The organism is Actinomadura miaoliensis (genome assembly GCF_039536785.1).
Lineage (GTDB): Bacteria > Actinomycetota > Actinomycetes > Streptosporangiales > Streptosporangiaceae > Spirillospora > Spirillospora miaoliensis.
In genome coordinates, this window is the sequence record NZ_BAAAZG010000017.1 from 119,051 (window position 1) to 132,129 (window position 13,079).

The following is a 13,079-nucleotide window of genomic DNA, read 5'->3' on the forward strand; positions in this document are numbered from 1 at the left end:
CGCCGCGCCCGGGGCCGGCCGGTCATCGACCGCGCCCGGCCAGGCGGGCGCGGGCGGCTCGCGTTCCGGCGCGGGCGCCGGGGCCGGCGGTGCGGCCGCCGCGAACGGGCTGAAGAACGGCCTGTTCCGGGGCGGCGCCTCGGTCAACCCCTACGGCCCCATCCAGGTCACCATCAGGGTGGCCAACGGGCGGATCACCGGGGTCGCCGCCACCCACGCCACGTCCCCCGCCAGGACGCTGCAGGTCAACCGGCGCGCCATCCCGCTGCTGCGGCAGGAGACCCTCCAGGCCCAGAGCGCCCGGATCAACGCCGTCTCCGGCGCCACCTACACCAGCCGTTCGTTCGCCGCCTCGCTGCAGTCCGCGCTGGCGGCGGCGCGCGCCTGACCTCGGCGCAGGCGAGACCCCGCAGGACGCACGGAGGGCGGCACCCGAGCATGCACCACATCGAGCACGTCATGGGCACGGCGGTCGGCATCGAGATCGCCGACCTGCTCCCGCGCGGCACGCTGATCGAACTGGTCGAGCAGACCTGCGCCTGGCTGCACGAGGTGGACCGGCGGTTCAGCACCTACCGCGACGACAGCGAGATCACCCGGCTCGACACCGGCGAGCTGACGGCGGAGGAGTGCTCCCCGGACACGCGCGCCGTGCTGGACGCCTGCGCGGCCCTGCGCCGCCGCACCGGCGGCTACTTCGACGCGCGGGCCACCGGGCGGCTGGACCCCTCCGGGTACGTCAAGGGCTGGTCGGTCGAGGTCGCCTCCCGCCGCCTGGCCCGCGCGGGCGCCCTCAACCACTGCATCGACGCGGGCGGGGACGTGCGCAGCCGCGGACGTCCCGAGCCCGGCCGCGCCTGGCGCATCGGGATCCGCCATCCGTGGGAGCCGGACAGGCTGGCATGGGTGGTGACCGGCACCGACCTGGCCGTGGCCACGTCCGGCACCTACGAACGCGGCCACCACGTCATCGACCCGCACTCCGGCGAACCGGCCCGCGAGCTGTGCTCGGTCACCGTCACCGGCCCGGACCTGGCCGTCGCCGACGCCTACGCCACCGCCGCGCTGGCCATGGGACGCGACGGACTGCTGTGGCTGGCGCGGCTCGCCTCCTCCGGTTACGAGTCGGCCGCCGTCACCCACGACGGCCACGCCTACCGCTCCGGCGGGCTCCCCGTGGCGGCCGACACCGAGCCCCCCGAGCTCGCGGACCCGGGCGACGACCCCGCCGAACCGGCCGCCGCGCGTCCCTGAGCGGCCGTGTCCCGTCCCCGCCCAGCCGATCACGGAAGGCCAGCCCCATGCACAAGTTCTTCCTGTTCCTCGTCACCACGGCGCTGCTCGCCGGGCTCGGCGTCGGCGTCTCGATCAGCGTCACCGGTCCCGCACCGCCGCGCGACACCGGTGCGGCCGCCGAACGGCCCTGAGCAACGGCCCTGGGAGCCGCTCACCGGACGGCGTCCCCGCCCCGACCTCACGATCACCCCGCCGGAACGGTGTCTGGGATCCTCACGAGATGTCGTTCGAGGACCTGGTGACGCGCCTGGCCGACGCGGCCCGTGCCGCCTTCACCGAAGTGCGCCGGGAGCACCCCGGCGAGTCGTTCTACTGCTTCGGGCTCTACACCGACGCGTTCGCCGCCTACGTCCTGCCGACCTGCAATCGCCGCGTGGGCCGTGACGTCGACGCGGGTCCGCCCGTCAACCTGTGGACGATCAATGCCGGGTGACGGCTGGAACAGCGGCCGGCCGGCGGATGATCATCCGACCCGCCTGACGGCACGTCCGCTCAGGTCTTCCTTTTCAGCAGGCCGCTGGAGCCGCCGGCGCGGTACTCGACGGTGTCGTCGCCGACCAGCGTGAGGCTCTGCTTTCCCACGCTGGAGCAGGCGTAGCTGGGCTTGCTGTAGGTGACCCGGGTACGGATCACGATCATTCGCTCGCCCGACGACACCAGTTCGCCCACCCCGCGGCATTCGGTGGTCCCGTGGACGGTGCGGGTGGTGACGATCTCGCTGCCCGTCCGTCCCTGCCGGACCGTCATGCGGCGCGTCTGCCCGCCGGTGATCTCGCCCTCCCAGGTACCGACGAGCTTGGCGGGGACGGCGGCGCCCCCGGCGGCGTCCCGCGTGCCCGGCGATGCCTGCCGGGTGGCGGGCGGCTCGGCGGCGCGTCCGGTTCCCGCGGTGCCACGGGGCCGTTCCGAACCGGCCACGGCCCCTTCACCGTCGCCGTCGCCGGACGACGTCGCGACCACGAGGACCACGGCGGCGACGAAGACGGCCGCGGCGCTCGCGATGTAGACCGGCAGCCGCGAGCGGCCCGGGGCGGGCGGCCGCGTCTGCCACGCGGCCGGGTGGCCGGGCGGCGGCGCGCCGGGCGGCACGGTGCCCGGCACCGGTGTGCCCGGAGGCAGGGGCTGGGGCCGTGCGAACGGGGGCGGGGGAGCGGCGTGGACGGCCGGGCCGAGCGGCGGGCTCGGCGGTTGATGGGCGGCGGGCGGCCCGTGCGGGTGGGGCGGCGTCCCGGCCGGATCGTCCGGCAGCCGCCGGGTGGCGTCGGGCTGTTCCAGGTCGAGCAGCCGGACGGCGTATCGGCCGAGCCGCTCCACCAGGCCGGCGGGCAGCCACGACTCCCGGCGGACATCGTCCTCGGCGGCCCGGCGCGCGATCTCGTCGAGCGACGGGCGCTGCCGCGGGTCCTTGGCCAGGCAGTCGGCGACGAGGGAGCGCAGCGGCTCGGTCATCCCGTCCAGGTCGGGTTCGGCCGACACCACCCGCATCATCAGCGCGTGCACGCCGCCGTCGGGGGTGGCGAACGGCTGCCGTCCGGTCGCCGCGAACGCGAGCACCGATCCCAGCGAGAACACGTCGCCGGCCGGGCCGACCCGCTCGCCGCGCACCTGCTCGGGCGACATGAACGCGGGCGTTCCGATGACCGCCCCGGTACGGGTCGCGACGCTGGCGTCCACCGCGCGGGCGATCCCGAAGTCGATCACGCGGGGGCCGTCCAGCGTCAGCAGCACGTTGGACGGCTTGAGATCGCGGTGGACGAGCCCGGCGCCGTGCACCGCCCGCAGCGCGGCGGCCAGCCCGTGCGCCAGGCGCCGCACCGTGAACTCCGGCAGCGGCCCGTGGTCCCGCTCGACGACCTGGTGCAGCGTGGGCCCGGCGATGAACCCGGTGGCCAGCCAGGGGGCGTCGGACTCGGTGTCGGCGTCCAGGACCGGCGCGGTGAACTCGCCGCCCACCTCGCGCGCCGCCCGCACCTCGTGCCGGAAACGGCGGCGAAAGTCCGGATCATGGGCCAGTTCCGCGTGCACCAGCTTGATCGCCACGGTCCGGCCACCGGACGACCTGCCCAGGAAGACCCGGCCCATGCCGCCCGCGCCGAGCCGTGCCAGCAGACGGTAGGAGCCGATGGCGCGCGGATCCTCCGGACGCAGCTCCTCCAAGGTCACGTCCCGGCCTCCAGGGGTCGTATGATCGCGGACGCAGTATAACGACGCTCTGACACGGCGTTGAGGCGGCGCAAGAGCGGCCTGATCTGCGCCTCATCGACCAGACCGGCCGGGACGCGACACTGCGCGACACCTGACGGCGCTTCTTCGGCGGAGCCGCGGACGTCCTGGCCGAGGCGCTGGAACAGACCGTGCCCGGCCTCGGCGACGCCCGCGCCATGTGCGGCACGCTCACCTACATGTGCGGACGCAACTTCTCCATGCTGTTCTCCCGCGAACACCGCCCCGAGGAGGAGGACGAACTGTGCGCCCTCCTCCTCGGGTTGAGCCGCCGCGCCCTCGGCTACCCCGCCTCCTGAAGCAGGTCCGAGCGAGTTCGAGGAGCGCCCCGACCGGTGCGCGTCAGGCGGTGGCGGGCGCGCCGCCGGCTTCGTCCCGGCGCTGCGTGAGGAGCGCGGCCAGGCGTTTGGGAGCGATCAGGCGGTAGCTGTCCTCGACGAGTTCGGCGATCTCGTCCCAGTCCTGGTCGACGTCCATGCGGGCGCCCACCCACCCCTTGTGGCCGACGTACGCCGGGACGAAGAAGCGCTCCGGGTCCTCGGCGACCAGGGCCTCCTGCACCCCCGGGCCGCCCTTGAACATCATCGTCAGCCCGTCCTCGGTGGTCATCACGAACAGTTTGTCCCGCACCCGATACGAAGGCGCGGTGTGACCGCCGAACGGTTTCTCCACCGCCTCCGGCAGGGACAGGCAGATCTCCCGCAGCCGTGCCGCCGCATCCAGGTCTTCCATGCCGGTGCATCCCTTCCACCCCGAAGCAGGTCGCCCAGCCTAGGCGCACCCACCGACAATGCCGGTGGCGGGCGCGCGACGTCGCTTCCCGCCGGACGGCGGTGCGGATCCGGGGTGGACCGCATCGGGTCGGCGGCCACCTCCGGCCATGCGCGCCGCAGGGGAATGGCGCTACGTTCCGAGATCGAGCTCGGGGAAGCGTCATCCCCTTCGTCCCCCTGTGGAGCAGCCGAATGCGTCTACACCCTCGGAACGCCCACCTGCGCCGGGCCGGGTTCCGCGCCGCCACCGCGGTCGCGGCGCTCGCCCTGCCGCTGTCGCTGGCCGCCCCCGCCGGAGCCGATCCCGGCACGGCCGACCAGCGGCGCGTCATGGCGTCGATCACCGCGCCCGGCGCCAAGCGGCATCTGCAGACGCTGCAGTCGATCGCCAATGCCAACGGCGGCACCCGCGCCTCGGGCACGCCCGGCTACGCCGCCTCCCGCGACTACGTGGCGGGGCAGCTGCGCAAGGCCGGGTACAACGTGACCGTCCAGCCGTTCGAGTTCCCCTTCTTCCAGGAGAAGTCCACGGCGCTGCTGAACCAGGTCTCCCCGGACCCGGCCACCTACCGGCCGACCCCGCCGGACGGCAGTTCGCTCGGCGACTTCGCCACCATGACCTACTCCGGGTCGGGCGACGTCACCGCGACCGTGCAGGCCGTCGACCTGACGCTGCCGCCGGCGCCGCAGCCCGGCTCCACCAGCGGGTGCGAGGCGTCCGACTTCGCCTCGTTCACCGCCGGGAACATCGCGCTGCTGCAGCGCGGCACCTGCAACTTCGAGGACAAGGCCCGCAATGCCCAGGCCGCCGGCGCGGCCGGCGTGATCATCTTCAACGAGGGGCAGCCGGGCCGCACCGAGACCCTGCAGGGCACCCTCAACCAGCCCGGCCTCACCATCCCGGTGGTCGGCACCAGCTTCGCGGTCGGTGAGGACCTGGCCTCCCCGGCGGGCACCGTCGTGCGGGTCAGGACCGACACCGAGAGCGAGAACCGCACCACCTGGAACGTGCTGGCCGAATCGAAGAAGGGACGCGCGGACCGGGTCGTCATGAGCGGCGCCCACCTCGACAGCGTCCTGGCCGGACCGGGCATCAACGACAACGGCTCCGGCAGCGCCGCGCTGCTCGAGGTCGCCCTGCGCACGGCCGAGCTGAAACCCAAGAACAAGGTGCGGTTCGCCTGGTGGGGCGCCGAGGAGCTCGGCCTGCTGGGCGCCGAGCACTACGTGGCGAACCTGTCTGAGGCCGACCGCGCCAGGATCCGGCTCTACCTGAACTACGACATGGTCGCCTCGCCCAACTACGCCTTCAAGATCTACGACGGGGACGACTCCGACGGCGTGGGCTCCCCGGCCGGTCCGCCCGGATCGGACGAGATCGAGAAGACCTTCGAGAAGTACTTCGACGCCCTGCGCCTCGGCCACGTCGGCACCGACTTCGACGGCCGCTCCGACTACGGCCCGTTCATCGCCGTCGGCATCCCGTCCGGCGGCCTGTTCACCGGCGCCGAGGGCGTCAAGACCGCCGAGGAGGCCGCGCTGTTCGGCGGCACCGCCGGTGAGGCGTACGACCACTGCTACCACCAGGCGTGCGACGACCTGTCGAACATCAACGACCGGGCGCTCGCGGTGAACCTGGGCGCGATCGCCCACTCCACCCTCACCTACGCCTACAGCAGCGACCTGCCCGGCCCCGAGACCCGGACCGCGACCACGGGCGCCGCCCGCGCGGCCGCCGCCGGCCACGGCCACGACCACGGGCTGACCAAGTAGAACCTTCGGCGCGCGTGTACGCGCGCACGCCCGGGTGCGTTGCGTACACGGGCTCCTTCTCATTCGGCGTGGCAGACGGTGCCGTTGAGGGTGAACACCGACGGCAGGACGTTCGGGCCGCTGTATCCGGCGACGAAGCCCACGTTCACCGTGCCCCCGCCCGCGGCGAGTTCGGCGTTGTGGTCGAGGTTGGTGACCTTGACGTCCCGGCCGTTCTGCTGCCAGGCGCCGTTCCAGCCGCCGTTCATCTGCTGCCATCCGGTCGGCCAGGTGAAGGCGAGCGTCCAGCCGTTGACGGAGGCGGGGCCGGTGTTGGTGATGTCGACGCTCGCGATGTAGCCGTTCGACCAGTCGCCGTTGGCGCTGTAGCGGACGGTGCAGGTGCTGTCCTTCGGCGTGCCGGTGGTGAAGGTGAGCGGAGGCGACGCCCAGGAGACCTTGCCCGCGGTGTCGCGCGCCAGCACGTTGACGGTGTACCGGGTGCCGGGCCTGAGGTTGCGCGCCGTGAACGAGGTCCCCGCGGTCTCGCCGAGCTGCTCGCTGGTCGCGCCGTCCTGCCGGTACACCTCGTACTTGGCGATCGGGTGGTCCCCGGCGGCGGCCGCGGGCCAGGAGATCGCGGCGGTGCGGTCGGTGACCTGCGCGGCGGTGGGGGCGCCGGGCTCGGCCGGCGCGCCGGACGGCTTGCTCGCCGGGTGCAGGACGAGCGTCGTCAGCGAGTAGGGCGGCAGCGTCCGGGTCGTGGCGCCGCCGTCGCGCCCGGAGGTGATCGAGGTGCCGCCGTTGACGTGGGAGTACACGGTGGGAGCGCCGCCGGCCGGGGTGTACCCGACGTAGTCGAGGTTCACCGTGCGCTCGTTGTCGGGGTCCTTGTTCAGCAGCAGCACCGCCAGGTCGCCGTCGGGACGGCGCGCGGCGTGCGCGGTGACCAGCGGATCGTCCGTCCCGGCCTGGACGAACCGGTCACCGGGACGGACGAACAGGTTCATCATCGACAGCCCGTGGTAGGGCGCGAACGGCGTGTTGAGCGGCGGCTCGCACACCGACCCGTCCGGCGTGCACGTCCCGCTGGAGAGCATCCCGAAGTCGCCGTAGTCGGTGTGCCCGGCGACCGTGGACACCTTGTCGATGCCGTTGTGCACGTTCCACCAGTTGACGGTGAAGACGCCGTTCTTCAGCAGCCCGCTGTAGACGTCGGCCAGGAACAGCGCGCCCGGCTGGGTGTTGGGGCCGACCCCCACGTTGGTCTCGGTGAGACTGATGCCGAGGCGCCGGCCGCCGGCGTAGCGGTCGATCTGCCCGCGCAGCAGGTACATGGCGTCGTCGATGTGCGCGGACTTGGCCAGCGCCTCGGCCGCGGTGCCGCCGCCCGGGTACCAGTGCACGTCCACGAAGTCGATCTTCGATCCGGCGATCGACAGCACCGTCTGGTTCCAGCTGCCCGCGTCGCCCTCGCCGACCAGGGCGTCCGGCCAGTTCGCGGGCATGGTGAGCACCGCGCCGACCTTGATCGCCGGGTCGACCGCCTTCATCGCGTCGGCGAAGGCGACGACGCCGCGCGCATACGCCGCCGGGCTCTTGTCCGGGTGGTGGTCGGCCTCCCACGCCGCGCCGTAGTGGCCGTTGCCGTAGTTCTCGTTGCCGACCACCCAGTACCTGGTGCCGTACTTCTTGGTCACGTTGGCGTACCGCACCCAGTCGGCGGCCTCCTCGGGCGTCCCGGTGCCGTAGTTGGCGATGATCATCGGCTCGGCGTCCATCCGCTTCACCGACGCCATGAACGTGTCGAAGTCGGTGCCCGGCGCCACGTAGCCACCCGGAGCGGTGTGGTCCTTCCAGTGATAGATGTCGCCGTAGGAACCGCCCGGGTACCGTTTGACCCGCACCCCGGCCGACTTCATCAGGTCGGACACCGCCGTGGTGCCGAGCTGGGAGTCCCAGATCGCGTCGTTGATCCCGAGTCCGGTCTCCGGCATGGTCGCCAGCCCGCCCCGGACGTTGACGGTGACCGCGACCGCCGTGGACGCCGCGCTGGAATGCCCGGGGCCGACGAGAACGGCGCCGCCCAGAAGCGACGTCACGAGCGCGGCGAGAAAACGGCGAATCCGCATGGGATGTCCCATCGACACAGCGGTGATCAAGTGGCCTCATGCTGAGATCGCCCCACCCCCGTGTCAACGCCGACCCGAGCCGCCGCCCTCTTCCGCCGCCGGCCGGGCCCGCGCTGCAGAAACCGCGTCATGCCTGTTCAGCGCCCCTGTCCCGGCGTCTCCGAGGTGCCCGCCTCCGCCCTCGCGGCCCCTTCCGCCGCTCCCGCGTTCCGTGAAAACTTTCACGCCGGGTCCCACCGCCCGTGTGGACGTCGCGCCGGAGAGGAACCGGCCCCGCGACCGATTCGCCGTCTGGGTTGGAGGTGTTATGTAGCTGATTGCCGGTTAGCTGGTGTTTCGCTGGAGACTGGTGGGAACAGTGCGGCCGGAAAGGCGCGATCTGACACTAGGATGATCGTGAACATCGCACGGCGTGGCCCGTGACTCCTGCGTCAGTACGCACGGCCGGTGAGGAGCGACGGTGGCGGACGAGCGGCCTCGGCCGAAGGGTTTCGACCCGAGTGTGCCGAACATTGCTCGCATGTACGACTACTACCTCGGTGGCAAGGACCACTACGAGGCCGACCGGGTGCGGGCCGAGGAGGCGATGTCCGCCGATCCCACCCTGCTGTCCACGATCAAGGCCAACCGGGCCTTCCTCGGACGTGCGGTGCGCCATCTCGCCGAGCAGGGCATCGACCAGTTCCTCGACATCGGCACCGGCCTGCCCACCCAGCAGAACGTGCACCAGATCGCGCACTCGGTGAACCCCGACGCCCGCGTGGTGTACGTCGACTACGACGAGCAGGTCGTCGCGCACGCGCGGGCGCTGCTCGCCGGGTCGGGAAACGTGCGGATCGTCCAGGCCGACCTGCGCCGTCCCCAGGAGATCCTCGACCACCCCGACACCGGCAAGCTGCTGGACCTCAGCAAGCCGGTGGCGCTGCTGCTGGTGGCGACGCTGCACTTCATCCCGGACGAGGACGACCCGCCCGGCATCATGGCCCACCTGCGCGACGCCCTGGCGCCCGGCAGCCACCTGGCGCTGACGCACGCCTCGGCCGACGGCATCCCCGACGTGGTCGCCAAGGTCGTCGAGGTCTACAAGAAGACCTCCGCGCCCGGAACGCCGCGCACCGCCGAGCAGGTGCGCGCGCTGTTCGGCGACTTCGAGCTGCTCGACCCCGGGCTGGTGTGGGCGCCGCTGTGGCGTCCGGAGCAGCCGGTGAGCACCGAGGAGGCGCTGCGCATCTGGTTCTACGCGGGCGTCGGCCGCAAGTCCTGAGGTCGTGGCGGACCGGCTCCGATCGTTGGTCGTTGGGGAGGACATGGCCGAGGGAGAGGGCGACATGCGAGCCATGACGGTCGGGGCCGCGCTGGCGGACGCGGCGGAACGGGGCGGGGCGTTCCTGCACGACGGCGACGACACCCTCACGTTCGGCCGGTTCGACGAGCTGGCCGACCGGGTCGCGGCCGGGCTGCTGGCGCGCGGCGTCCGGCGCGGCGACCGGATCGGGCTGCTGGGCCCGAACACGCCGCAGTGGCTGGCCGTCTTCTTCGGCGCCGCGCGGATCGGCGCGGTCGTCGTCCCGCTGAACGTGCGGTACCGGGAGCGGGAGCTGTCGTACATGCTCGGCCAGAGCGGCGCCCGCATGGTGGTCAGCGTGGACGCCGTCCCCGGCTTCGACTTCGCGGCGTTCTTCGACGGCTTCCGCGCGCAGCTGCCGGACGTGCGCGACTACGTGTTCTTCGGCGGGGGATTCGCGGGCAGCGTCTCGTTCGACGAGCTGACCGCGACCCCGGTCGACGCGGCGGCGCTGACGGCGGCCCGCGAGGAGGTGACCCCGGACCACCCGCTGCTGATCCTCTACACCTCCGGGACCACCGGACGCCCCAAGGGCGCGGTCATCACCCATTGCGGCATCCTGGCCTCGGCTTCGGCGCAGGCCGAGCACTTCGCGATGGGCCCCGGCGACGTCCAGCTCGGGCACCTGCCGTTCAACCACGTCGGCGGCATCACCTGCACCATCATGACCGCGCTGGTCAGCGGGGGAGCGGTGGCGCTGGTGCCCGCGTTCGGCCCGGACGCCTCGCTGCGCGCGATCGAACGTCACCGCGTGACCGTCCTCGCCGCGGTGCCGACGATGTACGTCCTGATGCTCGGCCGCGACGACTTCGCCGACCGCGACGTGTCGTCGGTGCGGATCTGCATAGCGGGCGGCTCCAACATGGAACCCGCGCTGGCCGAGACGATCCGGCGGGGCTTCCCGGCGGCGTCGCTGTACGGCCTGTACGGGCTGTCGGAATCGTCGGGCGCGTGCGTCCTGTCGCGCCGGGACGACGACCCGGAGACGGTGTCCCGCACCCTCGGCGCGGTGATCGGCGACTTCGAGGCGCGGGTGGTCGGCCGGGACGGGGCCGTCCTGCCGCCCGGGGAGGCCGGCGAGCTGCAGATCCGCGGCGGCTGCGTGGCCGCCGGGTACTGGGACATGCCGGCGGAGACCGCCGAGGTCTTCCTGCCGGACGGCTGGCTGGCCACCGGCGACATGGTGGAGATGGAGCCCTCCGGGCACCTGGTGCTGCGCGGCCGCAAGAAGGAGATGTACATCCAGGGCGGCTTCAACGTCTACCCGGTGGAGATCGAGAACGTCCTGACCGCGCACCCGAAGGTCGCGATGGCCGCGGGGATCGGCGTGCCCGACGACGTTCTCGGCGAGGTCGGCCGCTTCTACGTGGTGCCCCGGCCGGGGGCCGAGCCCCCCACCGCCGAGGAGCTCACCGCCTACTGCCGGGACCGGCTGGCCGACTACAAGGTCCCGCGTCAGTTCGTCGTCACCACCGACGTGCCGCTGACCCCCGTGGGGAAGATCCACAAGTCCCTGCTCAAGGAGCGCCACCTGGCGGACTCCCAGGGCGCGGACGCGAGAGAAGTCTCGTGACCTCCGTGCACCGCACCGGCATCGGGAAGCTGATCTGTGAACGAGGTCCTGGCGCCGTGCGCCTGTGGGGCGTCGAGCGACCTGCGGACAGCTCGCTCTACGGCATGCCGGTCCAGGCGACGATAGTGCTCGAAGGCTCCGAGGAGCTCGACCAGGCCGACCTGCCCCTTGTCGCCGAGGTGCTCGGTGACGTCGACCGTTACCTCGAGGCCGGACTTCGTTTCATGCACGGGACGCTCGTCGGCGACCCGGCTTTCTTCGGCCTCGCCGAGGCGGACATCGATCCCTACCGGGAACTGCGCGCCACGGACCTGCCGGTGGACTCTCCGCAGCTCAACTTCTATGTCGACGAGTGGCACATACGCTTCGCCGAGGGGCGGTTCCCCATCTGCCACCCCTACGGCATCGCGGTCGCCTTCGAGCAGCGGACACCGATCCGGGTCGACGACCTCAGCGACGCCGAGGCATTCGAGATGGAGTGACCGGCGCCGTCCGTGATGCGGGACCGCGGGATGCGGGACCGCGGGATGCGGCGGCCACGGGTCAGCCCGGATCCAGAACGCGCAGGGCGTCGGCGGCGGCCCGTACGTCGGTGTCGGCCAGCAGCGCCAGCGCCGCCGCCCGGCCGTCTCCGGCCGACTCCTTGACCAGCCGCCGCAGCCGTGCGCGCACCTCCGGCCGCCGTGTCTCGGGGTGATGCCTCAGCGCGCTGTAGAAGTACCAGATCAGCACCGGATGCGCGGCCCACCTGCTCAGCAGCGCCTCCACGACGCGGGCCCGCTGCCGGCGTGCCCGCCATCCGTCCAGGTCCAGCGAGGCGAGGCCCTGCAGAGCGCCCAGCCGGACGTCCCCGTCCGAGTCGTCGAGAAGGGCGATCAGGGACTCGGCGTCGTGCCGGTCGCCCGCCGCCCCCAGCGCGCGGGCGGCGGCGCCGCGCACCGCCGGAGGCACCGCCGTCCGGCCTGCCACCAGCGCGCGCAGCCGCCGGACGGCGCCGGGTGTGCCGATGCGGCCCATCGCCCAGGCGGCGACCGGACCGGCTTCGCGGTCGTGCAGCCAGCGGACGGCCGCCGCCAGGCCGCGGTCCCCGCATTGCCCGGCGACACCGAGCAGGACCCTCGCCACGGCGGGGTCGCGTTCGGCGTCGAGCGCGGCGAGCAGGCGGTCGGCCGTCTCCGGCCGCGGATCCCGGGACAGGATCCTTGCCGCGGCCTGCCGCACCTCCGGCTCGGCGGCGGTGAGCGCGGCGACCGCGAGGTCCCGGCGGCCGCGCTGGGCGACCATGGTCAGGGCCGTCGCACGTGCCCTTCCCGGGCCCGAAAGCGCCACCCGCGACAGCGGGGGCAGCAGGACGTCGTCGTGTTCCCGCAGGTGCAGCACCCTCCAGACCACCACGCCCGCGAAGTCCCGGACCGCCCGCGCGGGATCGTCGAGCAGGTCGACCAGCGCCTCGACGTCCCCGGGCTCGCCCAGCCGGCGCAGCGCGACCAGCGCGTTCAGCCTGACGTGGTACTCCTCGTCGCGCAGCAGCCGCCCGAGCGCGGCGGTGACGGCCGGACCGGTCAGCCCCAGGCGGTCCGCCGCCGACGCGGCCCGGCGCAGGACCCGCGCGTCCGGGTCGGCCAGCAGTTCGACCAGAAGGTCGTGGACCGGCCTCTCGACGGCGCGCCGCCCGTCCCGCGGCGCCGGCTCCCCGCGCGTGGGCGCCAGGAGCCTGCCGAGCCCGATCGCCGCGGCCGCGCGCACCCCCGGATCGCCGTCCCGCGCCGCCGCGATGAGGACCGCGGTGTGCTCTGGGCGGCCGATCCGTCCCAGTCCTTTGGCGGCGGCCGCACGCCGCGGCGGGGCGGCCTCTGAGATCTCTCGCACGAAGAACGCGATCTGGTGCTCGGTCCCCACGGCATCTCCCCCTTGCCCAGGGAGACGTCCACGCCACCCGTGCGGTTGTCTCCGCCCGGCTCCTCCGGGAGGGGCAGGATGGTCCC

At 73.1% G+C, this 13,079-nt stretch carries 13 protein-coding genes; 9 read left to right on the forward strand and 4 right to left on the reverse strand.

Annotated elements, in window-relative coordinates; all coding sequences use genetic code 11:
• From ABD811_RS14460 to ABD811_RS14475, 4 genes are all read left to right on the forward strand, one after another.
• A partial coding sequence (locus ABD811_RS14460) for an FMN-binding protein (RefSeq protein ID WP_344946694.1) occupies window positions 1-388 on the forward strand: 388 nt, incomplete at its 5' end.
• 50 nt (window positions 389-438) lie between these two features.
• Window positions 439-1,254, forward strand: coding sequence for an FAD:protein FMN transferase (locus ABD811_RS14465; protein WP_344946696.1), 816 nt, complete (start codon window positions 439-441; stop codon window positions 1,252-1,254).
• A gap of 47 nt (window positions 1,255-1,301) precedes the next feature.
• A complete protein-coding gene (locus ABD811_RS14470; protein WP_344946698.1) occupies window positions 1,302-1,427 on the forward strand; it encodes a hypothetical protein in 126 nt (41 codons plus the stop codon).
• Between the two features lie 89 nt (window positions 1,428-1,516).
• On the forward strand, window positions 1,517-1,729 hold the full coding sequence (locus ABD811_RS14475; RefSeq protein WP_344946700.1) for a DUF4303 domain-containing protein: 213 nt from the start codon (window positions 1,517-1,519) through the stop codon (window positions 1,727-1,729).
• A 59-nt stretch (window positions 1,730-1,788) separates the two neighbouring features.
• On the opposite strand, the gene ABD811_RS14480 is transcribed toward ABD811_RS14475, so the two are convergent.
• Window positions 1,789-3,459 carry a serine/threonine-protein kinase gene (locus ABD811_RS14480; RefSeq protein ID WP_344946703.1) on the reverse strand — a complete coding sequence of 557 codons (1,671 nt, stop codon included), beginning with the start codon at window positions 3,457-3,459 and terminating at the stop codon, window positions 1,789-1,791.
• A 191-nt stretch (window positions 3,460-3,650) separates the two neighbouring features.
• Here ABD811_RS14480 and ABD811_RS14485 point away from each other — a divergent pair, with 191 nt between their 5' ends.
• Window positions 3,651-3,818: a hypothetical protein gene (locus ABD811_RS14485; RefSeq protein ID WP_344946706.1), complete on the forward strand. Its 168-nt coding sequence runs from the start codon at window positions 3,651-3,653 to the stop codon at window positions 3,816-3,818.
• Window positions 3,819-3,861: 43 nt separating this feature from the next.
• On the opposite strand, the gene ABD811_RS14490 is transcribed toward ABD811_RS14485, so the two are convergent.
• Window positions 3,862-4,251, reverse strand: coding sequence for an MmcQ/YjbR family DNA-binding protein (locus ABD811_RS14490; RefSeq protein ID WP_344946709.1), 390 nt, complete (start codon window positions 4,249-4,251; stop codon window positions 3,862-3,864).
• A gap of 233 nt (window positions 4,252-4,484) precedes the next feature.
• On the opposite strand from ABD811_RS14490, the gene ABD811_RS14495 reads away from it, so the two are divergent.
• Window positions 4,485-6,065 carry a M28 family metallopeptidase gene (locus ABD811_RS14495; RefSeq protein WP_344946712.1) on the forward strand — a complete coding sequence of 527 codons (1,581 nt, stop codon included), beginning with the start codon at window positions 4,485-4,487 and terminating at the stop codon, window positions 6,063-6,065.
• A gap of 59 nt (window positions 6,066-6,124) precedes the next feature.
• Here ABD811_RS14495 and ABD811_RS14500 read toward each other — a convergent pair whose 3' ends face one another.
• Complete coding sequence (locus tag ABD811_RS14500; protein ID WP_344946715.1) at window positions 6,125-8,146, reverse strand: cellulose binding domain-containing protein; 2,022 nt, start codon at window positions 8,144-8,146, stop codon at window positions 6,125-6,127.
• Between the two features lie 490 nt (window positions 8,147-8,636).
• Here ABD811_RS14500 and ABD811_RS14505 point away from each other — a divergent pair, with 490 nt between their 5' ends.
• The 3 genes from ABD811_RS14505 (at window position 8,637) to ABD811_RS14515 (ending at window position 11,576) form a co-directional block, all read left to right on the forward strand.
• Entirely contained in the window at window positions 8,637-9,440 is an 804-nt protein-coding gene (locus ABD811_RS14505; RefSeq protein WP_344946718.1) for an SAM-dependent methyltransferase, read from the forward strand.
• Window positions 9,441-9,504: 64 nt separating this feature from the next.
• A complete protein-coding gene (locus ABD811_RS14510; protein WP_344946721.1) occupies window positions 9,505-11,094 on the forward strand; it encodes a class I adenylate-forming enzyme family protein in 1,590 nt (529 codons plus the stop codon).
• Window positions 11,091-11,576 (forward strand): hypothetical protein, encoded by a 486-nt coding sequence (locus tag ABD811_RS14515; protein WP_344946724.1) that lies wholly within the window; start codon window positions 11,091-11,093, stop codon window positions 11,574-11,576. The genes ABD811_RS14510 and ABD811_RS14515 overlap by 4 nt, the downstream gene beginning before the upstream one ends.
• A gap of 61 nt (window positions 11,577-11,637) precedes the next feature.
• On the opposite strand, the gene ABD811_RS14520 is transcribed toward ABD811_RS14515, so the two are convergent.
• A complete protein-coding gene (locus tag ABD811_RS14520; protein WP_344946727.1) occupies window positions 11,638-12,993 on the reverse strand; it encodes a HEAT repeat domain-containing protein in 1,356 nt (451 codons plus the stop codon).
• Window positions 12,994-13,079: the final 86 nt, after the last annotated feature.

Bases quoted from the DNA above. Each gene is read 5' to 3' on its own strand.
- ABD811_RS14465 (WP_344946696.1), top strand. From the start codon at position 439: ATGCACCACATCGAGCACGTCATGGGCACGGCGGTCGGCATCGAGATC.
- ABD811_RS14490 (WP_344946709.1), bottom strand. From the start codon at position 4,251: ATGGAAGACCTGGATGCGGCGGCACGGCTGCGGGAGATCTGCCTGTCC.
- ABD811_RS14510 (WP_344946721.1), top strand. From the start codon at position 9,505: ATGCGAGCCATGACGGTCGGGGCCGCGCTGGCGGACGCGGCGGAACGG.
- ABD811_RS14470 (WP_344946698.1), top strand. From the start codon at position 1,302: ATGCACAAGTTCTTCCTGTTCCTCGTCACCACGGCGCTGCTCGCCGGG.
- ABD811_RS14495 (WP_344946712.1), top strand. From the start codon at position 4,485: ATGCGTCTACACCCTCGGAACGCCCACCTGCGCCGGGCCGGGTTCCGC.
- ABD811_RS14475 (WP_344946700.1), top strand. From the start codon at position 1,517: ATGTCGTTCGAGGACCTGGTGACGCGCCTGGCCGACGCGGCCCGTGCC.